Source organism: Dactylosporangium fulvum, assembly GCF_025137375.1.
Taxonomy (GTDB): domain Bacteria; phylum Actinomycetota; class Actinomycetes; order Mycobacteriales; family Micromonosporaceae; genus Dactylosporangium; species Dactylosporangium fulvum.
In genome coordinates, this window is sequence record NZ_CP073720.1 from 7,023,701 (window position 1) to 7,044,360 (window position 20,660).

Genomic DNA, 20,660 nt, shown 5'->3' on the forward strand with positions numbered 1-20,660 from the left:
TCCTAACGCGTGTGGCAGGCTGTTCCCGTGGAGACCACCGGGACCGCCAGCACGACCAGCGTGCTGCGGGTGATGAACGAGCGAGCCGTGTTCGCCGAGACCTTCCGGCTGGGAACGGTGTCGCGACCCGAGCTGGCCCAGCGGACCGGGCTGTCCAAGCCCACCGTGGCCGTGGCGCTCACCAACCTCGAGCGCGCCGGGCTCCTGCGCCAGGTCGGCACGCGCGCGGGCGCCGCCGGACGCTCCGCGGCGCTGTACGAGGTACGTCCCGAAGCGGGCTGGGTCTTCGCCGTCGACGTCGGCCGCTCCTACGTCCGCGTCGGTCTGGCCGACCTGGTCGGCACGGTCGTCGCGCGCAAGGACGAGCCGTCGCGCGGCACCCGCGCCCGCGACCTCGTCGCGCAGCTCACCCGCCTCGCCGGGGAACTGGCCGCCGAGGCCGGCATCACGCGCGACGACATCACGCTCGCCGTCTTCGGTACCCCCGGCATCCACGACAAGGCGACCGGCGCCCTGCATCTGGCGCCCAACCTGCCCGGCTGGGACCGGCGCGGCAGCGTCGAACGGCTGGCGGGCATCGCCGGCTCGACGTACGTGGTGGAGAACGACGTCGACCTGGCGGCCGTCGGCGAGGCGACCTACGGGCTCGGCCGCGGTGTGCGGCACTTCGTCTACGTCTCGATCGGCACCGGCACCGGCATGGGCATCATGATCGACGGCAAGCTGTACCGCGGCTTCCGCGGCGCTGCCGGCGAGATCGGCTACCTGCCGGTCGGCGAGGGCGACCCCCTGCTGGACGAACCCGCCGCGCGACGCCGAGGCATGTTCGAATCGGTGGCCTCGGCCGACGGCGTGGTCGCGTTGGCCCGGCGGCTGGGCCTGCACGACGCGGCAACCGCGAAGGACGTCTTCGACGCCGCCCGCGCCGGCGACGAGACCGCGCGGCTGGCCGTGTCCCGCGTGGTCGACCACGTCAGCCACGCCCTCGCCGGGATCACCGCCGTGCTCGACCCGGAGCTGGTCGTCCTCGGCGGCGGCGTCGGCAGCCAGCCCGGTGACCTGCTCACCGCCCCGGTCGCCGAGCGGCTCCGCGATCTCGTCGTGCTGCGCCCGCCCCGCATCGAGGTCTCCACACTCGGCACCGACGCCGTGCTGCTCGGCGCGCTCGCCGTCGGCCTGGCCGAGGCCCGCGACCTGGTGCTCGACCGCGCGGCAGCCATCCGCTGACGTCGGCGGCACCTGACGTGGCCCGGGGGCGGCAGGACGCCGGCCGGCCGCCCCCGGTTCCGGCTCAGGGCACCGGCACCGACACGGTCGGGACGTTGTAGCCGCGCACCCGCAGGTGGGCGGGTTGCCCGCCCAGGTCGGCGGTGGCGTAGACCGCCGTGATCCGGGTCGACTCTCCCGGGAACAGCGAGACGTAGTTGTCGGTGTAGGAGACGGGCACGACCTCGTTTCCGCCATTGCCGGCAGTCACCTCCGGGCGCAGGAAGAAGGCGATGTTCGTCGGGCTGGTGTTGGTCAGCGTGACCGTGACCGTCTCCTGCCCGCCGGCGACCGATCGGGACACACCGGTGGTGACGCCGGTGTTGGCGGCGAGGCTGTTCAGCCCGGTCAGGTTGGCGTAGGTCTTGACGCTGGTGGAGTACCAGTTCTTCTTGTTGCCCAGGGCGTCCGGGGTGGTGGAGTACCAGTAGAGGTTGTTACTGACGGTCGCGCCGCTCGAGTCCTTCAGCTGCAGGCGGACGAAGTAGGTCGACGTCAGTCCCGTGACGGACGGCAGGGTCAGCACCGACGCGGACGCGTTGGCGGGCGCGGTGACCGCGACGCTCGTGGTGTACTTCTGGGTCAGGTCGGGGATGTTGTACACCGTGGCGGTGGCGGTCAGCCCGGTCCGGGCGGTGAGGGTGGAGTTCACCACGTAGGCGTTGCGGCTGAAGTAGTCGTACGCGATGTGGACCGGCTCGGTCGCCTTCCTGGTGCCGTAGAACGACCCGCCGGGCTTGAAGTAGTAGTCGTACAGGTTCCAGTGCAACGCCGGCCAGGCGTTGTTCTGCATCCACCAGATGCTGCCGAACGACTGGGTGTGCTGGCGGGCGCTCCACGCCTCGAAGAACGACCGGGTGTTCTCGTAGTTCATCACCTCGGATTTCTTCGAGTAGTCCGCGGCGCTGGTCGTGGTGCCGTAGCGCCGGTTGAGCGCGTTGGTGTAGACGTCGGTGTCGGCGAAGACGCTGCCGCCGCGGCCGACGTGGTAGTTCCAGGCCGCGTTGCCGACCGGCCAGGTCTGCGCCGGGGTGAGGAACCGCGACAGGCTCTCCAGCGGCGGCGGCGCCTCGGTACCCTCCTCACCGGTGGCGCCGAACGCCGAACCCTGGCGGCTGAGGTCCCACCACAGCACCGGCGGCTCCCACTTGTACGGACCGTCCATCTTCATGCCCGCGTTGGCGTTGGACCACGTCGCCACGTTGTCCAGGGTGGGGTTCTGCCAGTGCAGCGCGGCGGCGATGTTCTTGTACGCGGTCAGGTGCGCCGCCGTCGGCGGCATGTCGCTGCCGTAGTTCCACATGAACGTGCTGGCGTGTGCCCGCAGTGCCCGCATCTGGGTGTTCAGCGACGCCTGGGCGACGGTGGTCTGCTCCGCCGTCCAGCCGCCGTCGTTCTCCCAGGCGCTGCAGCAGACGAACCCCGGCATGATCATGACGCCGGCCGCGTCGGCGAGGTCGTAGAGCTCCTGGTTGCCGAGCGTCCCCTCGAGCCGGATCGTGTTGAGGCCCATGCCCTTCACGTAGTCGACGTGCGCCCTGTTCGTCCTGGTGTCCCATCGTTGCAGCAGGTCCCAGACGTACCCGCCGCCGCGGAACAGGATCGGCTGCCCGTTGACCTTGTACCCGGCGAAGGAGGTGCCCTGCACCGTGGTGCGGTAGTCGGTGAACTGCCGTACCCCGAAGTTGATCGTCTTGCTGTCCGACGCCGACCCGGACACGCTCGCCACCGTCGTGAGCTGATAGAGCTCCGGGCTGCCGAACTGGTAGGGCCACCACAGCACCGGGTTGGTGACGCGCAGCTGCGGGTAGCCGGCGGGGTCGAAGACCACCTCGCGCCGCTCCCCCGCCGCGAGCGTCACGGTCTGGCTGACCGTGATCGTCGGCTGGCCGGGCTTGCTGACGGTGGCGGCGACGGTCGTGGTGACCGGCGCGGCGGTCGCGTTGATCACGTCGGCGTACACGGTGAGGTCGGCCCTGTCGGTGGCGGGCAGCGGCAGGACCGTTTTGACGTACGGGTCACGGACGGCGACCGGACCCGTCGTGTCGACGAACGTGCGGCCCCAGATCCCGGCGTTCATGTCGGGCGCCTCAGGATTCCAGTCGACGGTGCAGACCGACAGGTCGGTGCAGCCGTGCCGCGGCGGGGTCACCCGGATCGCGACGGCGTTGAGCGCGCCGGGCACGACGGCGCCGGTGACGTTGTACTCGTGCGCGACGAACGTGCCGACCGCGTCGGCGGCGAGCTGGGTGCCGTTGAGCCAGACCTGCGCCCGGTAGCTCAGGCCCTGCAGCCGCAGCCAGTAGACCTGCCCGGGACTCGCGGCCGCGGCCGTGAACTGGCCTCGGTACCACCAGTCCTGACCGGTCAGGTCCGGGACCGACTGCAGGTTCGTGCCGGCGTAGATGTCGGTGTAGACATTGTTCGCCACCAGCCCGGCCAGCACGGTGGAGGGCAGGGTGACCGGATTCCAGCCGGCGGTCGGGTAGCCGACCCGGGAGATCGTGGCGCCGGTGTCGGCCAGGCCGGCGGCCGAGCGCAGAGCCCAGCCCGAGGTCAGTTCGGTGGAGCCCACGGTGGCGGCCGAGGCCCCGCCGGGACCGAGCGCACCGATGCTCAGGACCGAGGTCACGGTAAGCACCAGCGCGGCCAGCGACCGCTGAAAAATCTTCCGAGTTCGTGACATTTCGCACCTCCGGCGAGTGTGCGGGGCCGCAAACCGGGGACGTTGCGGCTCCGCCGGCGGGTTACGAGCCGCTCGGCCAGGTGACCTGGGTCGAGTGGTAGTAGTTGATGCCCATGACGCGCCAGCGCGGTCCCTGCGCGCCCAGGCGCTGCTTGAACGCGGTGAGGTTGTGCGTGCTCCAGGGCGACCAGCCCAGCTCGGCGATCGCGGGCAGGCGCGGGAAGGCCATGTACTCGATGTCGGCCGTGGTCACGATCGTCTCCGTCCACAGTGGTGCCTCGACGCCGAGCACCGCCGTCTCACCGGCACCCGTGAGGTAGGCACCCGGGTTCCACTCGTACGCCGTGTTCACGTCGATGAGACCGGCCCACTTCTGCCCCGGTCTGGTGTTGTTGCGGTACTTCATGTCCAGGTACGTCTTGTTCGCCGGGGACATGACCACCCTGGTACCGTTCGCCACCGCCGCGGCCAGCGACGCATCGCTGGTGGTGGTGCCCCAGAACTGGGCCACCGTCGAGGGCAGCAGCGTCGCGTCGGCCACGTTGTGCCATCCGACGACGGTCTTGCCGTGCGCGGCGACGATCTGCTGGGCGCGGTTGACGAAGTACGAGTAGTCCGCCGCGGTGGTGGAGTTCGCCTCGTCGCCGCCGATGTGCACGTAAGGCCCCGGGGTCAGCGCGGCGATCTCCCCGATCACCTGGTCGATGAAGGTGTACGTGAGTTCCAGCGGTACGCACAGCGAACTGAACCCGACCTGCGTGCCCGTGTACCGGGCCGGCGCCACGCCGTTGCAGTTGAGCTGCGCGTAGGAGGCCAGTGCGGCGTTGGTGTGCCCGGGCATGTCGATCTCGGGAATGATCGTGATGTAGCGCTCGGCCGCGTAGTTCACGATCGCGGTGTAGTCCGCCTGGGTGTAGTAGCCGCCCGGTCCGCCGCCGACCTGCGTGCCACCGCCGTACACCGCGAGGTTCGGCCAGGAGTTGACGGCGATCCGCCAGCCCTGGTCGTCGGACAGGTGCAGGTGCAGCACGTTGATCTTGTACAGGGCGATCTGGTCGAGGTACCGCTGGACCTGGGCCACGGTGAAGAAGTGCCGCGCGACGTCGAGCATCGCGCCACGGTGCGCGAACCTCGGGTAGTCGACGATCTGCCCGCCCGGCACCGGCCATGGTCCGGGCTGGGGCGTCGCCGCGTCGGCGGCCACCGGGAGCAGTTGCCGCAGCGTCTGCACGCCGTGGAACAACCCGGCGGGCTGACCGGCCCGCACGGTGATCGCGCTCGCGGTGACGTCGAGTTGGTAGCCTTCGGCACCGGCGCTCGGCGCCGCGCCGGTGAGCAGCAGGGCGATCCCGTCGGTCGGGTTGGCGACAGTGGTGACGACCGGCAGCGGCAGCCCGGTGGAGACGCGCAACCGGGCCGCGAACTGGTTGGCGATGGCCGCCGCCGGTGCGGAACCCGGCGCGGCGTAGATGATGGTGGATGCGGTGATGCTGTAGCTGACCCCGGGCGTGGCGGTAGCCGTGACCGGGACCGGGACGACCGAGCTGAACGCGACCGCGGTCGCGGCGGCCGCGGGAGCGGTGGTGGCGGACAGCAGGGCGGCGACAACGCCGAGGCCGGTGAAGGCCCCGCCGAGTCGTCGTGGCAGGAAGGGGGTGGCCATGACGGTCCTCTCGCAGAACGCACCAGCCTGCCGGCGGGTTCGCACCCACCATCAGGCATTTGCATTTGACGATCCCCAGTGCTGCCAGGATGACATGGGCCCGGGCAAGAGGCAAGGTGCTTTACAAATGGCGGTCCGAGTCATGCCTGCGAGCTCGTGACCCGTCGGCGCGCGTCGTTGCCACTCGGAACCGGGCGCCGGATGCTGCGATCGTCGCGGTGGTGGCGGGCGCGTGACCCCTGGATCTCCACGGCGCCGATGGACCGGCGTCCCCCGCACACACTGGGGAGTGCGCGGGGTGACGCCGGGGGCCGGCACGGCCGCTGGGCCCAGCAAGCCGGCCGTCACGACCCATTCCTATGGGCGTCGTCGATGCCCGCGGCGTTACACCCTCGCCGGTCATCACGGTCACACTGCTCATGGCCCAGCACTATCCACAATCGACATTCGTCGACCCGGACTGCCACAAGTCGGACAGCGGACCGGTCAGTAGTCCGGGGGCCGGATGAGCTGGGCGTTGACCACCGAGGGATCCACGCCGAGGTTGGCCTGGGGCTGGGTGTCCTCCTGGTGGCGGCGGGCCAGGGTCGCGGCCCCGGGTCCGTCGCCCTCCTCGATGGCCCGGATCAGCTCGGCGTGGCTGTCGAGGCTGCGCCGGGTCGCGGACTTCCCGGGGAGCGCGCCCTCCATCACCGTGCGGGCCGCCCACTCCTCCTCGTGCGCATACCACAGCCCCTCGAGCATGCCCAGGAGCAGCTCGAAGGTCTGGTTCCCGCAGTTGCGCACGAGCGCCTCGTGGAACTCCTTCATGCAGGCCACGAACTTGGCGAAGTCGCCGAGGCTCTCCTCGGTCCGGCGGTGGATCTCGCGCAGCGCCGGGACAACCGTCTCCATGCGGTCCGGCCGGGTCGCGCACATCTCGGCGCACATCGGGTCGAGGCGCCGGACCGCCAGTCCCAGATCGTGCACGCTGACCTTGCGGGACTGCAGCACGAGGCCGAAGACGTAGCCGGCCCGTTCGAGCTGGGGTGGATGCACCTCGGCGCCACCCCGGTTGCCGCGGCGGATGGTGATGAGCCCCTCCGTCTCCAGCGTGCGCATGGCCTCACGGACGGACGGCATGCTGACCCGGAACTCCTCGAACAGGTCGTCCTGCTTCAGCAGTCCGTTCTCCGTGGTCAGATCACCGCGCAGGATCCGGTCCCGCAACTCGTCGGCGAGGCGCTCGCCGACCCGGCGACGCAGCAGCAGCGGGCCCTTCGCGCCACGGCCCGGAGGGGGGTCCGCCATGGTCTCCGCCTTCCTCATCCATCCACCTCGGAGGGTCTGGCCAGCACCGCCCGAAAACGGGCCACATTGGCGAGCTTGATGGTCTCATATCCGCGGACCAAATCCGGTGCCCGCGCCACCGCCAGGCAGCGGTCCTGGTCGTCGTCCCGGAGCGCGGCCAGCACCGCGGTCGTGTATTCGTCCGGCAGCGACCGCTCGACTCGGCGGACCGCGGCCAGGCCGAACGGGTCGAACGCCGTGCCCCGCACCGACCGCATCGCCCGCAGCACCGCGAAGACCGGCCGGATCCAGCCGCCGAGCGCGAGCTTGTGGCGCAGGCCGAGAGCCCGCAGGAACGGCGGGTGGATATGGTAACGCACCCGGACCCGGGAGCCGTCGGCGGCCGCCTGAGCGCCGACGTCGAGCTTCAGGTGCAGCCGGGCGACCTCGTACTCGTCCTTGTACGCCAGCAGTTTGAACAGGTGCCGGGAAAACTCCACGGACACCGCATCCGTGCCGAACCGCTCGGACTCGGCGGTCACGACGCGGCGCACCGCGTCCACGTATTGCCCGGCCAGCCGCGCGTGCTGATAGTCGAAGAGCTCGGCGGCACGGAGCTCACCGACCTCCCGCACCGCGGCCGGCAGGTCGGCCGCGTCGAGCAGCTGTCGCGCGACCTCCCGCGCGCCGGGCGTCGGATCGAGCCCGGCCGCTCCCAGGCGGCGGGCCGGAGCCGGCGTCTCGAGCGTGGTCGGCGTGGCCACGTGGCGCCGCCCGGCCCGGAACGCCTCGATGTTCGTGTCGACCGCGACGCCGTTGAGCCGGATCGCCTCCTCGATCGAGGCGGCCGACAGCGGCACGGCCCCGACCTGGTAGGCCACCCCGAGCAGCAGGACGTTGGCCGTTGTCTCGTCACCGAACTGGGTGCGGCTGAGCTGGGCGACGTCCACCGCCGTGGTGCGGCCGACCGCGCCCCGGATGCGGTCCAGCAGCGCGTCGGCCGGTGGGAGGCTGGTCGCGATGTTCGTCACCACGGCCGAGGTCGGCGTGAGCGAGGAGGCGACGACCGATACCGTCCGCTCCGGACCGGTGCGGGCGAGGTGCTGCGGTGCCGCCCCGCTGAGCAGGTCGAACACCAGGTAGAGATCGGCCTGGCCGTCGGTCACCGCGGCGGCTCGGTCGTCGACCGGGGCGGCGCTGATCTGCAGGTGGGACACGACCGCTCCGGCCTTCTGGCTCATCCCGGTCTGGTCGAGGCCGGCCGTGTGGAGCCCGTCGACCAGGGCCGCCGTGGCCAGGATCTGGTTGACCGTGACCACCCCGGTGCCGCCGATGCCGACCAGATAGACGCCGTAGGCCTTGTCGCTGACCGACGCCTTGGCCGCCGGCTCGGGGGGCACCTCGCCCGAGCCCGCGCGGCGGGGCCGGGTCCGGCGCGGGGTCGCGGCCGCCGTCGTCCGGACCGTGACGAAGGACGGGCAGTCGCCGTCCAGGCAGCTGAAGTCCGAGTTGCACGACGTCTGATGGATCTGGGTCTTGCGGCCCAACTCGGTCTCGACCGGCTGGACCGACAGGCAGTTGCTCTTCACGCCGCAGTCGCCGCAGCCCTCACAGACGAGCTCGTTGATGACCACCTTGCGGTCGGGCTTGGGCAGCTTGCCGGAACGGCGCAGCCGCCGGGCCTCGGCCGCGCACACCTGGTCGTAGATGAGCACCGTGACGCCCCCGACCGCGCTGAGGCGCTCCTGCGCGGCCAGCACCTCCGACCGCGGCAGCACGGTGACGCCCTTGGCCAGGTCGCGCACGCCGCGGTAGCGCCCGGGATCCTCGGCGCACACGATGATCTGCTTGACCCCCTCGGCGGCCAGCTCGCGGGTCAGGGCCGGCACGGACATGCCGCCCGCGATCTCCTGGCCGCCGGTCATCGCGACGTAGCCGTTGAACAGGATCTTGAAGGTGATGTTCACGTTGGCCGCGACGCAGGCACGCACCGCGAGCAGACCCGAGTGGGAGAACGTCCCGTCGCCCAGATGCTGGAAGATGTGCCCGGTCTGCGAGAAGGGGGCCATGCCGATCCAGGGCACCCCCTCGGAGCCCATCGGCACGACCGCCAGCTTCTGGTTGTCGGCCAGCCGGGGGTCGAAGTACGACATGCCGTGACAGCCGACACCGCCGCCCACGACGGCGCCGTCGGGGAGCACGGTGGACCGGTTGTGCGGGCATCCGCTGCAGTAGGCCGACGTGCGGGCCAGCAGCGGCAGCGGAATCGGGCCCGAGGACCGGGCACCGGTCCGGACCGGTTCGGGCAGGCCGAGTTCGCGCCGCAGGATGGGCTTGAGGCGGTCGACGCCGAGCTCGCCGTGGGCCGGCACCAGCAACCGGCCGCCGCGGTCGCGCTTGCCCACGACGGTGGGCCGGTGCGGGGTCGAGTAGAGCGCGCTGCGCAGGGCCGACTCGATGAAGTCGCGCTTCTCCTCGACCACCACGACGTGCTCGAGGCCGTCGGCGAACCGCTCCACAACAGACCGGTCGAGCGGATAGATCATGCCGAGCTTCAGCAGACGGACGCCCCGCTCGCGCAGGCCGGCGTCGTCCAGGCCGAGATCGGCCAGTGCCTGCCGGACGTCGTAGTAGGTCTTGCCGGCCGCGACAACCCCGATCCGGGCGTCGGTCCCGGCACCGGCTACAGCGCCCTCGATCCGGTTGAGGCCGTTGGCGGCGGCGAAGGCGACGGCCGCGAGGTGGCGGCGCTCGAGCAGGTCCCGCTCCCGGTCGACGAGGATCGTGGGGACGAGGTCGATCCGCTGCCGGTGCTGCCACGGCTCGCCGTCGATCTCGAGCGCCGGGTGACGCAGGGACAGCCGGTCGGGGGCCAGGTTCACCGACCCCACCGAGTCGGCCACGTTGGTCACCACCTTCAGCCCGACCCAGCAGCCCGAGTAGCGGGACAGCTCCAGCCCGATCACCCCGAAGTCCAGCAGCTCCTGGGTGGAGCCGGGCACAAGCACCGGCATCAGCGCGTCGTAGAAGGCGGTCTCGCTCTGGTTCGGCAGTGACGAGGACTTCGCCGCCGGGTCGTCGCCGGCCACCGCGATGACGCCGCCGAACGGGCTCACACCGAACTGGTTGGCGTGCTTGAACGCGTCACCGCACCGGTCCACGCCCGGCGACTTGCCGTACCAGAGCCCGAAGACGCCCTGCAGCCCGTCCCGGAACCCACCGGGCGAAGGCTGCTGGGTCCCGAACACCACGGCGGCCGCGAGTTCCTCGTTCACGCCGGGCACGTGCCGGATGTCCTCGGCCTCGAGGGCGGCGGCCGCCCGGTGCAGGGTGAGGTCCAGCCCGCCCAGGGGCGATCCGGGGTAGCCGGACGCGAGGCCGCCGGTGCGCAGCCCGGCCGCCCGGTCGATCCGGTGGCGGTCCAGGAGGATGCGCGTGATCGCCTGGGTGCCGGTGAGAACGACGGTGCCGTCGTCGGCGTCGTAGCGGTCCGTCAGCTGGTAACCGGCGCGCTGCCGGCCAACCGGCGTCACCGCGCTCACCACATCGGTCATGGGTGTCTCGGGCCCTTCGTTGCGGGGATGGACGACTTCACGTCAGGCGGGCTCGCTGGTGGCCGAGGGCACCCGGGCGGCGCTGGACGGGTCGCGCGGATCCTTGTAGAGCAGGATCGTGCAGGCGCCACCGTCCAGGCCGGCCGGGCAGAGGTTCACCGGCCAGGGCACGCCGAGGCGTTCGCAGGCCATCTCCACGTGCCAGATCGGCACGTGGGTGCGGTAGATGGTGGTCGGACGCCCGCCCCAGGTCACCCGGTGCTCGTCAGCAACGACCGCGAGACCGAGCCCGGCCGCGAACCGGCCGTCGATGACCTGGCGGGCGCAGGTGCCGCACGGGTCCTGCACGATCGTGAACTTCTCGTCGTCCTCGCTGATCACGAGATCGGTGAAGTGGCCCTGCAACAGGCGGACCAGGTTCACCAGGCGCTCGCCCGCGGGCCGGTCGATGTCGTTCATGAGGCCGCGCAGGGCGTCCTCGCCGCGGCGGCGGTGGAAAGCTTCGAGCTCGTCCGGGCCGTAGTTGGCGTACACCTGTGAGAGCAATGTGGACAGCCAGTCCCGCAGCACGTCGACGGCCGAACGCCACTCGGCCTCACGATGATCGAAAATCGCCAACGCACTGTCCGCGTCGCCGCGACCGACGGCCTCGGCCACCTCGTCGACCATCGAGGCCGGCGCCTCGTCCCGCACGGGATCGACGCCCGGATAGGCCGCGAAGAAGGCCAGGGTCCGGCCCACCAGGAGGCGCAGGCCGTCCCGACCGTGACGCTGGACGGCGGTGTCGAGGATCGTCGTGACCCAGTCGAGGTAGCGCTCGCGCTGGCCGTGGTGCTCCCGTTCGAGCGCCGCCAGCTCATCGCGCAGACCATCGACATCGGACTCCTCGAGCCGGCGGAGCAGGCGGCCGCGGGGCGACACCGACAGCTCTTGCAGCGCCTCGTCGGTGAACACGCGATGCGATCGATCAGTCTCCACGTCGGCCCTCTCTGCCACCCTTGACTCATAAGGGTATAACCTTATAACCTTCGCGGCGTGATGCACAACACACCCCTGAACAGCGACGATGCGGCGCCGTCCACGCTGCAGCTGTCCGTCGACGCCGGGGTCGCGTGGGTCGAGCTGAACCGTCCCGAGGTGCTGAACTCGTTCAACGAGACGATGCTGCGCGAGCTCGCCGGCGTGTGGGCACGGCTCCGTCTCGACGACGAGGTGCGGGTCGTGGTCGTCACCGGGGCCGGCGAGAAGGCGTTCTGCACCGGGTACGACCGCTCGGGCCTCGACGCCGACGACGGTGCGGACGCGTCGACCGCGCTGCTGAAGGCGAGCAGCCCGTTCCTGCGCGCGGATGTCGGCGACTTCCTCGGCCCCAAGTCGTGCGGCCTGTGGAAGCCGGTCGTCGCCGCGGTCAACGGCATCGCCTGTGGCGGCGCGTTCTACCTGCTCGGCGAGTCCGACATCATCATCGCCGCCGACAACGCCACGTTCTTCGACCCGCACACGACGTTCGGCATGCCGGCCGTGTTCGAGCCGCTGCATCTGTTGCGCCGCATGCCGTTGGGCGAGGTGCTGCGGCTGGCGCTGCTCGGGTCGGCCGAGCGGATGTCGGCCCAGCGCGCGCTCGACATCGGCCTGGTGTCCGAGGTGGTGCCGAGCGACCAGCTGCGGGCGGCGGCCGGGACGATCGCCGGGACCATCGCGGCCCTGCCGCCGCTCGCGGTGCAGGCGACCCTGCGCTCCATCTGGGCCGGCTCCGAGATGGCACCGGGTCAGGCACTGGGCGTCGCGCACGCGCTGGTCGCCGCGGGCACCGACCCGGCCGCCCTGGCCGCCGGCCAGCAGGCGTTCCGGACCGGCAACCGGCCCCAATGGCGGCTGCGATGATCGACTTCTCCTTGTCGACCGAGCAACTCGACCTGCGGGCGGGCCTGACCGCCCTGCTCGCCGACCACTCCACGCCGGAGCGCGTCCGGGCGGCCGAACCGCTCGGCTTCGACCCGGCGCTGTGGGCGGTGCTCGGCGAGTTCGGCTTTCCTCAGCTGGCGAGTTCCCGCGAGGGAACACCGGCCGGACTGGCCGAGCTCGTCATCGCCGCCCAGGCGGCCGGGGCCGCCCTCGCCTCGGCCCCGCTGGTGGAGACCCTGGTCGCGACCCGGCTGCTCGACCGCCTCGGCCACACCGGCTCCGCTGACCTGGTCACGTTCTCGCCCCGGCCGGCCGTGGCCGGGGTCGCCCGGACGGTGCCGTGGGCGGCGGTCGCCGACCAGGTCATCGCGTGGGACGAGAGCCGGATCGTCGCGTCCAGGCCCGGTCACGACCTCGACTGTCCGAAGCAGACACTGGCCGGACTGGCGATCGGCCACGTGGACCTCACCGGCGCGACGGTACTCGCATCGGGGCCGGAGGCGGCCGCGCTCTTCGACGAGGCCCTGGCCGACTGGCGGATCCTCACCGCGGCCAGCCTGGTCGGCATCGGAGTCGCGGGCCTGCGCCTCGGCGTCGAGTACGCGAAGACGCGCCACCAGTTCGGCCAGCCGATCGGCTCGTTCCAGGCCCTGGCCCACCAACTGGCCGACGCGGCGACGCTCGTGGACGGGGCCGAGCTGCTGGTCCTCGAGGCGGCCTGGGCCGGTGACACCGGCAGCAGCCGGCGCCACGGCCTGGCCGCGATGGCCTTCACGTTCGCCGGCCGGGCCGCCCGCCAGGCCACCGACCGCAGCCTGCACGCCCATGGCGGCTACGGCTACACGATGGAGTACGACATTCAGCTCTACTTCCGCCGGGCCAAGGCGCTGGGACTCCTCGGCGGCGGCGACGGCGCGGCCACCGATGCCGTCGTCACGCTCGCCCTGGCCGACACCGACGAAGGGCGGCGGTAGTGGACTTCGAGCTTTCCGAGGCACAGCAACGGTTCCGGACCGAGATCCGGCAGTTCCTGGCCGAGCTGCCGCCGGCGACCTCGGCCGCCGTGCACGACTCCGGCACGCTGCACAGCTGGAGCGTGCACCGCGCCATGGCCGAACGCGGCTGGCTGAAGGCGGCCTGGCCGGTCGACCAGGGCGGGCAGGGCCGGGACCCGTTCGAGATGGCCACGCTGAACGAGGAGTTCGCCCGGGCCGGAATTCCGATCGAGGGCTGGCTCATCTCCGAACTGGTGGCGAAGACGCTGCAGATCGTCGGCACCGAACAGCAGCGACGCGAGGTCATCCCGGCCATCCTGAGCGGCGAGATCCTCATGTGCCTCGGATACTCGGAGCCGGACTCGGGCTCCGACGTCGCCGCGGCCCGCACCCGGGCGACCCGCGACAGCGACGGGTGGGTCATCGACGGCCAGAAGATGTTCACCACCATGGCCCACGAGGCGACCTACGTCTTCCTGCTGGCCCGGACCAACCCGGACGTGCCCAAGCACCGCGGCCTGACCATGTTCCTGGTGCCGCTCGACGCCGAGGGCGTGGAGGTACGCCCGGTGCAAACGCTCGGCGGCGAGCGCACCAACGCGACGTTCTACGAACGGGTCCGGATCCCCGACAGTGCCCGGGTCGGCGAGGTCGACGGAGGCTGGGACGTCATGATGGTGGCGCTCGCCTTCGAACGGCAGCCGGCCGCGGCAGGGCACCTGCTGCACCTGGTCGACCGGGCCATCGCCTGGGCCCGCACGCCCGACGCCGACGGGCACGCGCCCATCGAGCGGCCCGAGGTGCGGGCCTGCCTGGCCCGGGCCTGCACCGACCTCGAGGTGAGCCGCCTCATGGGCTACCGCATGACCTGGCTGACCGCGCGCGACGTCCTGCCCCACACGGAGGGGTCGCTGGCCAAGCTGTTCAGCTCGGAGGCGCTCATGCGGGCAGCGTCGTCCTTTGTGGACATGGTCGGCGCGGACGGGCTGCTCGCCGGCCACGGCGCCGAGGCGCCGGCCGACGGCTGGATCGAGCACGAGTTCCGGCACTCGGTCGTGACCACCATCTACGCCGGCACCAGTGAGATCCAGCGGGGCATCATCGCCGAGCGGCATCTCGGCCTGCCCCGGGCCCGGCCGCGGCGGGCGAGCGCATGACCGGTTCCGGAGCGAAGCGGAGGAGGCCGGTCATCATCGGCTCAGTTTGGAAGGCATGCGGCCGGAGCGAAGCGGAGGCAGCATGACCGGTTCCGGAGCGAAGCGGAGGAGGCCGGTCATCATCGGCTCAGTTTGGAAGGCATGCGGCCGGAGCGAAGCGGAGGCAGCATGACCGCCGTCGAGGACGTGACCCAGCAGGTGCGCTGCACCATCGCGGACGGCGTGGCCCGTATCGTGCTCAGCCGCCCCGAGAAGCTCAACGCGCTCGGACCACCCCAGCGCGAGCGGCTGATCTCGCTGCTGGACCAGGCCGGCTCGTCGGTCCAGGTGCGGGCGGTCGTGCTCTCGGCCGTCGGCCGGGCCTTCTGCGCCGGCGGCGACCTCAGCCTCCCCCGGCGCGATCCGGACGTGGACGGCCGACCGGCCCGAGTCGTGGGCGAGACCGGGCCCGCCGTGCGCAGCGCGCAGGCCCTCATCGCTGCGGTGCTCGACTGCCCCAAGCCAGTCATCGCCGCGGTGAACGGGGTGGCCGCCGGCATGGGGGCCCAGCTCGCCCTCGCGGCCGACTTCGTGGTGGCCTCGACCGGGGCCCGGTTCGCGGAGCTGTTCATCACCCGCGGGATCGTGCCCGACGCCGGGGCGGCCTACCTGCTCCCCCGCATCCTCGGGCTGCACCTGGCGAAGCGGCTGCTGCTGCTCGGCGGCGACCTGTCCGTCATGGACGCCGAGCGACTGGGCATCGTGCACCAGGTGGTCGAACCGGAGGAGCTGGAGACCACCGCCGACGCGTTGGCCACCCGGCTCGCGGCCGGGCCGACCGTCGCGATCGGTCTGGCCAAGCGCTTGTTGAACCAGTCGCTGGACTCGGACCGGGTCGCGGCGTTCGACCGAGAGGAGATGGCCGTGGCCATGAACGTCTGGACCGAGGACAGCGCCGAGGGGCTGCGCAGCTTCGCCGAGAAGCGCGACCCGGTCTTCCGGGGGTGGTGAGGCGATGCCCAGGCCCACCGACATCGGTGTCATCGACCTGATGATGGGAATCCCCAAGGGACCCACCGACGACAGCTGGCGCAGGTTCCTCGGCACCCAGCTGCGCGACCAGGAGAGCCGGGAGACGTACCGGTTCCCGGCCGAGTACATGTACAAGAGCCTGCCCGACCAGCGGTTCAGCGCCGACGGCGCCAAGGCCGTGCTGCTGGAGATGGACCGCTGGGGCGTCGAGCACGGTATGATCACGGTGAGTCACGAGGACGAGCTCGCGGTCGCGGCCCTGCGGGCCCACCCCGACCGCTTCCTCGGCGCGTTCCCGGTCGACCCCAACGCCGGGATGGAGGGCGTGCGCGCGCTGCGGCGGGCGGTCGAGGAGCTGGGCGTGGTGGCGGCAAGCGCGATGCCGAGTGGCCTCAACCCGCCGGTGCCCATCAACGACAAGCGGTTCTACCCGCTCTACGCCGCCTGCATCGACCTGGACATCCCCATCTTCGTCTGTGCCGGCGTGCCCGGACCCCGCATCCCGTTCGCGGCCCAGGAGGTCGCCCTCATCGACGAGGTCTGCTGGTTCTTCCCCGAGCTGCGCTTCGTCACCCGCCACGGGTGCGAGCCGTGGGTGGACCTGGCCGTGAAGCTGCTGCTGAAGTGGCCGAACCTGTACTACTCGACCAGCGCCTTCGCCCCGCGCTACTACCCGAAGGAGATCCTGGACTTCGCCAACACCCGTGGCGCGGACAAGGTGCTCTACGCCGGTTACTTCCCGATGGGCCTGTCGCTGGAGCGCATCTTCACCGAGCTCGACGAGTTGCCGCTGCATGAGCACGTGTGGGAGAAGTTCCTGCGCACCAACGCCCTGAAGGTGCTCGGCCGCGCCGCGGAAGGAGCATGACATGGCCCGTCGCGCAATCGTCGTCGGAACCGGCTTCGGCCTGCGGGTGCACGTGCCGGCCCTGCGGGCGGCGGGGTTCGAGGTGGCCGCGCTGGTCGGCCAGGACGCCGAGCGGACGGCCCGCCGGGCCCAGCGGGTCGGCGTGGCGGCCGGGTTCGACTCGCTCGCGGCCGCGCTCGACGCCACCGATGCCGAGGTCGTCACGATCGCCACGCCGCCGGACACGCACGCCGATCTGGCCCAGCTGGCCATCGCGGCCGGCCGGCACGTGATCTGCGAGAAACCGCTGGCGCTCTCGGTCGACCAGGCCGAGGCCATGACGAAGGCGGCCGACGCGGCCAGCCTCGTCGCCCTGGTCGGCACCGAATTCCGGTGGGATCCCGCGGTCGAGGCGGTCCGCGACGCGATCGACTCGGGCCGTGTGGGCCGAGCGCACACGGCCACGGTCGTGCGGTCCTACCCGATCCTGGCCGCCGCCGACGCGGGCGCACCCGGCTGGTGGTTCGATCCGGCGCGCGGTGGTGGGTGGCTGCGGGCCAACGGCACGCACCTGCTGGACCAGCTCCAGCTCTGGCTCGGCCCGATCGTGGAGGTGTCGGCCACGCTGGGCCAGGCAGTGCCCCGGCCGACCGGCGGGGCCGACGACGGCTACGGCGTGCTGTTCCGCACCGCGGCCGGTGCGGTCGGGGTGATCCAGGAGTGCGCGGCGGCCTGGGGTGAGCCGGTCGAGGTGACCCGGGTGGCCGGCACCGCCGGCACGGTATCCATTGTGGATGATCAGGCGTACCTCACCACGCCGGACGGGTCACGCCGGCTGACCCCGGACGCACCCCCGCCGCCGTCGACGGTCTCCGGCGACACCCGCCCCTGGACCGCGCAGGAGATCGCGTCCTACACCGGCCTCGCCCGTTGGCTGTACCAGCGGCTCGACCACCCGGACGGCGAGACGGCACCACGCTTCCCCCGCCCGGCGACCTTCGCCGACGGTTTGGCCGTGCTCCGCGTGATCGAGGCGATCCAGACGTCGGCCGCGCAGCGCCGCACCGTCCCCGTCCCGTCCGGAGGACTCCCATGAGCCGACGACTCGACAGTGAGGTGATCCGGCCCGGCGACACCGCGGTGCTGACGATGGAACTGCAGCGGGGCATCGTCGGCACCGAGAGCCTGGTGCCGCAGCTGGGCGAGCAGCTGCGGGTCTCCGGTGGCGTGGACAGCGTACGCCGGCTGCTGGTCGCGGCCCGCTCGGCCGGGGTCGCGGTCGTGCACGCCACCGTGGCCCAGCGAGCGGGCGGTCGGCGGGCCGCCGGCAACGCGCCGATCCTCGAGCGGGCCGAGGCGATGACCGACCACCTGCTCACCGGTTCGGTGTCGGCGCAGCTGTTGCCGGAGTTGGGGCCGGAGCCCGATGACATCACGGTCGAGCGGCTGCACGGCGTGACCCCGTTCACCGGCACCGAGCTCGACGCGACCCTGCGCGGCTTGGGGGTGCGCACGATCGTCCTGGTCGGCGTGTCGTTGAACATGGGCATCCTGGGTGCCTCGATGGAGGCGGTGGGGCTGGGCTACCGCGTGGTGGTGCCGGTCGACGGGGTGGCCGGCGTCCCGGCCGACTACGCGGCGGACGTGATCCGGCACAGCCTGCGCTACCTGGCCACACTGTCGACAGTGGACGACATTGTCGCGGCCTGGCCGGTGCCGACCGAGCGGACGGAGCAGGCATGGGCCTGAGTGGACGAGTCGCCGCCATCGCGGGCGTGGGTCCGGGACTGGGCCGCGACCTCGCCGTGACCTTCGCCGCGGCCGGGGCCGACGTGGCGCTGCTGGCCCGCAAGAGTGCCTATCTGGAGGAGGTCGCGCGCGAGGTCGTCGCGGCCGGACAGGCGGCGCTGTGCCTTCCGACCGACCTGACCGACCGGGCCCGTTGCGCCGAGGCCGCGCGGCTCGTGGGCGAGCGGTACGGCGCGGTCGACGTCCTGGTGCACAACGCGTTCTCCCGGCCGCCGCTCGGGCCGTTGGGCGAGCGCTCGGCCGCCGACTGGCACGCGGCGGTCGACGGCAACATCCTGTCGGCGACCAACCTGCTGTACGAGCTGCTGCCGCTCATGAAGGGGCGGCCGGCATCGGTCATCCTGGTGAGCTCCATCTCGGCCCGCCAGCCGTACCCGGAGTCCGGCATCTACGCGGCCATGAAGTCGGCCATGCTCACGCTGGTCCAGGTCCTGGCCCGCGAGCTCGGCCCGCACGGGGTCCGGGTCAACGCCGTGGTCCCCGGCTACATCGAGTCGGACAACCTCGAGGCGTTCTTCGCCGACGTCGGCACGCGCCGGGGCACGAGCGCCGCGCATGCCCGGCAGGCCGCCGAGGCGACGACCTGCCTGGGCCGGTTCGTGACGGCCCGCGAGGTGGCCGACGTGGTCGCCTTCTTCGGGTCATCGGCCTCGGCCGGCGTGACCGGGCAGACGCTGGACGTCAATGCCGGCCAATGGTTCGGCTGACCCGTCAACACCCCGCCCTGAGAACACCTGGAGCACAGTGGACACACAGACACGGCACGCGACCTCGGCGCCTCCGCCAACGGCGCCCACCAACGCCAAGCTGCTCGCATCGGGCGTGGAGCGGCAGTTCATCTCCGGAAAGCACCGCGTACACGCCCTCGGCCCGCTCGACCTGAGGGTGGCCGACGGGGAGTTCGTCTGCCTGGTCGGCCCGTCCGGCTGCGGCAAGTCGACGTTTCTGCGCGTCGTCAACGGCCTGCTGCCGCCGACCGCCGGCACCCTCGACCTCTGGCTGGACGAGGGCCGGGCGGCGACGTCCATGGTCTTCCAGGACTACGGCGTGCTGCCCTGGAAGACCGTCCTGGCCAACGTGCGGTTCGGCCTCGACATGGCCAAGGTGCCGCGGCGGGAGGCGAACGAGCGGGCGATGGACTGGATCCGTCGGATCGGTCTGAACGGCTTCGAGAAGGCCTACCCGGCCACCCTCTCCGGTGGCATGCGCCAGCGGGTGTCGATCGCCCGGGCGCTGGCCGTGCAGCCCCAGATCCTGCTCATGGACGAGCCGTTCGCCGCCGTGGACGCCCAGATGCGGGTCGTGCTGCAGGAGGTGCTCCTCAAGGTCTGGGAGGAGGACCGGCGCACGGTCATCTTCGTGACCCACAGCCTCGAGGAGGCCCTCGTCCTGGGCGACCGCGTGGTGGTCGTGTCGGCCCGGCCCGGCCGGGTGGTCAGTGACATCACGGTCCCGTTCGGGCGTCCCCGCTCGAGCGACCTGCGCCGCACGCCCGAGTTCTCGGCCCTGCAGCAGAACGTCTGGGATGTGCTGCGCGACGAGGTCCAGGCCTCGTTGGCGGCGGGAGAGGAGTAGTCATGGCCCAGACAACCGCGCTCGTGCCGCCGGACGAGCAGACGAACGGACGGATGGTACGCCGCGAAGCCTCGGCGACCCCGGAGAAGGCCTCGGCCCGCCGGCGCCGGCGCCGGCTCATCGAGATCGCGCTGGGCGTCGGCGCCCCGGTGGTGCTGTTCGTGCTGTGGCAGGTGGCCGCGACGAGCGGTGCGGTGAACCCACTGTTCTTCCCGCCGCCGACCAAGGTCTGGAGCGCCGCCCTCCAGCTCATCGAGAGCGGCGAACTGTTCCACCATCTCTGGGTCAGCCTGACCCGGGTGCTCATCGGCTGCGCCATGGGCGTCGTCTCGGGGGTGGCCGCCGGCGTCGCGCTCGGTGCCTCCCGCTGGGTCCGGGCCACGCTCGAGCCGCTGCTCTCGGCGCTCTACACGGTGCCGAAGCTGGCCATCTTCCCGTTGCTGCTGCTCATCTTCGGCCTCACCGACACGGCTCTGAACGTGGCCATCGGCATGACGGTCTTCTTCTTCATGTGGGTCAGCACGATGGCCGCGTTCCTGGCCGTGACTCCGGGGCACCGCGAGGTGGCGCAGAGTTTCGACGCCGGACCGTGGCAGACCTTCGGGCATGTCCTGTTCCCGGCCGCCCTGCCGCAGATGTTCATCGGCCTGCGGATGTCGGTCAGCGTCGCCGTGCTCATGATGGTCGGCGTCGAGTTCACCCAGTCGAACGAGGGCATCGGCTATCTCATCTGGTACTCGTGGACGCTTTTCCAGGCGCCCAAGATGTACGTCGGCATCGTGGCGGTCGCCGTCATGGGACTGCTGCTCAGCAACATCGTCAAATGGGTGTCGCTACTCGTGCTGCCGTGGGCTCGCGTCGAGATCGAAGGCGGCGACCGGAACCTGCTGTAAACCCGTTTCCCTGTCCCGAGAAAGGAAGTC

The 20,660-nt window shown here is 71.6% G+C and carries 16 protein-coding genes; 11 read left to right on the plus strand and 5 right to left on the minus strand.

The genetic code is table 11. The features are described 5' to 3' along the window. Window positions 1-27 precede the first annotated feature (27 nt). Window positions 28-1,227: an ROK family transcriptional regulator gene (locus tag Dfulv_RS32365; protein ID WP_259857599.1), complete on the plus strand. Its 1,200-nt coding sequence runs from the start codon at window positions 28-30 to the stop codon at window positions 1,225-1,227. 64 nt (window positions 1,228-1,291) lie between these two features. On the opposite strand, the gene Dfulv_RS32370 is transcribed toward Dfulv_RS32365, so the two are convergent. The 5 genes from Dfulv_RS32370 to Dfulv_RS32390 form a co-directional block, all read right to left on the minus strand. Further along, window positions 1,292-3,898, minus strand: coding sequence for a glycoside hydrolase family 2 protein (locus Dfulv_RS32370; RefSeq protein WP_259857600.1), 2,607 nt, complete (start codon window positions 3,896-3,898; stop codon window positions 1,292-1,294). Between the two features lie 115 nt (window positions 3,899-4,013). Beyond that, complete coding sequence (locus Dfulv_RS32375; RefSeq protein WP_319805706.1) at window positions 4,014-5,615, minus strand: family 20 glycosylhydrolase; 1,602 nt, start codon at window positions 5,613-5,615, stop codon at window positions 4,014-4,016. Window positions 5,616-6,101: 486 nt separating this feature from the next. Then, the gene (locus tag Dfulv_RS32380; RefSeq protein ID WP_259857601.1) at window positions 6,102-6,905 is read right to left on the minus strand and encodes a FadR/GntR family transcriptional regulator; all 804 of its coding nucleotides are present in this window, start codon (window positions 6,903-6,905) and stop codon (window positions 6,102-6,104) included. Window positions 6,906-6,919: 14 nt separating this feature from the next. Then, entirely contained in the window at window positions 6,920-10,438 is a 3,519-nt protein-coding gene (locus tag Dfulv_RS32385; RefSeq protein ID WP_259857602.1) for an indolepyruvate ferredoxin oxidoreductase family protein, read from the minus strand. Between the two features lie 42 nt (window positions 10,439-10,480). Beyond that, entirely contained in the window at window positions 10,481-11,416 is a 936-nt protein-coding gene (locus Dfulv_RS32390) for a hypothetical protein (RefSeq protein ID WP_259857603.1), read from the minus strand. Window positions 11,417-11,476: 60 nt separating this feature from the next. Between Dfulv_RS32390 and Dfulv_RS32395 the strand changes: the two genes are divergently transcribed. The 10 genes from Dfulv_RS32395 (at window position 11,477) to Dfulv_RS32440 (ending at window position 20,630) form a co-directional block, all read left to right on the plus strand. Then, on the plus strand, window positions 11,477-12,322 hold the full coding sequence (locus Dfulv_RS32395; protein ID WP_259868509.1) for an enoyl-CoA hydratase/isomerase family protein: 846 nt from the start codon (window positions 11,477-11,479) through the stop codon (window positions 12,320-12,322). Continuing rightward, window positions 12,319-13,317, plus strand: coding sequence for an acyl-CoA dehydrogenase family protein (locus tag Dfulv_RS32400; protein WP_259857604.1), 999 nt, complete (start codon window positions 12,319-12,321; stop codon window positions 13,315-13,317). The genes Dfulv_RS32395 and Dfulv_RS32400 overlap by 4 nt, the downstream gene beginning before the upstream one ends. Further along, window positions 13,317-14,495, plus strand: a complete 1,179-nt coding sequence (locus tag Dfulv_RS32405; protein WP_259857605.1) for an acyl-CoA dehydrogenase family protein — start codon at window positions 13,317-13,319, stop codon at window positions 14,493-14,495. The genes Dfulv_RS32400 and Dfulv_RS32405 overlap by 1 nt, the downstream gene beginning before the upstream one ends. A gap of 168 nt (window positions 14,496-14,663) precedes the next feature. Beyond that, window positions 14,664-15,485, plus strand: coding sequence for an enoyl-CoA hydratase/isomerase family protein (locus tag Dfulv_RS32410; RefSeq protein WP_259857606.1), 822 nt, complete (start codon window positions 14,664-14,666; stop codon window positions 15,483-15,485). Between the two features lie 4 nt (window positions 15,486-15,489). Continuing rightward, a complete protein-coding gene (locus Dfulv_RS32415; RefSeq protein ID WP_259857607.1) occupies window positions 15,490-16,374 on the plus strand; it encodes an amidohydrolase family protein in 885 nt (294 codons plus the stop codon). A 1-nt stretch (window position 16,375) separates the two neighbouring features. Further along, complete coding sequence (locus tag Dfulv_RS32420) at window positions 16,376-17,449, plus strand: Gfo/Idh/MocA family protein (protein ID WP_259857608.1); 1,074 nt, start codon at window positions 16,376-16,378, stop codon at window positions 17,447-17,449. Further along, window positions 17,446-18,102 carry a cysteine hydrolase family protein gene (locus Dfulv_RS32425; RefSeq protein ID WP_259857609.1) on the plus strand — a complete coding sequence of 219 codons (657 nt, stop codon included), beginning with the start codon at window positions 17,446-17,448 and terminating at the stop codon, window positions 18,100-18,102. The genes Dfulv_RS32420 and Dfulv_RS32425 overlap by 4 nt, the downstream gene beginning before the upstream one ends. Beyond that, window positions 18,093-18,869, plus strand: a complete 777-nt coding sequence (locus Dfulv_RS32430) for an SDR family oxidoreductase (RefSeq protein ID WP_259857610.1) — start codon at window positions 18,093-18,095, stop codon at window positions 18,867-18,869. Before Dfulv_RS32425 ends, Dfulv_RS32430 begins: the two co-directional genes overlap by 10 nt. A gap of 37 nt (window positions 18,870-18,906) precedes the next feature. Then, entirely contained in the window at window positions 18,907-19,737 is an 831-nt protein-coding gene (locus Dfulv_RS32435; RefSeq protein WP_259857611.1) for an ABC transporter ATP-binding protein, read from the plus strand. A 2-nt stretch (window positions 19,738-19,739) separates the two neighbouring features. Continuing rightward, window positions 19,740-20,630, plus strand: a complete 891-nt coding sequence (locus Dfulv_RS32440) for an ABC transporter permease (protein WP_259857612.1) — start codon at window positions 19,740-19,742, stop codon at window positions 20,628-20,630. Window positions 20,631-20,660: the final 30 nt, after the last annotated feature.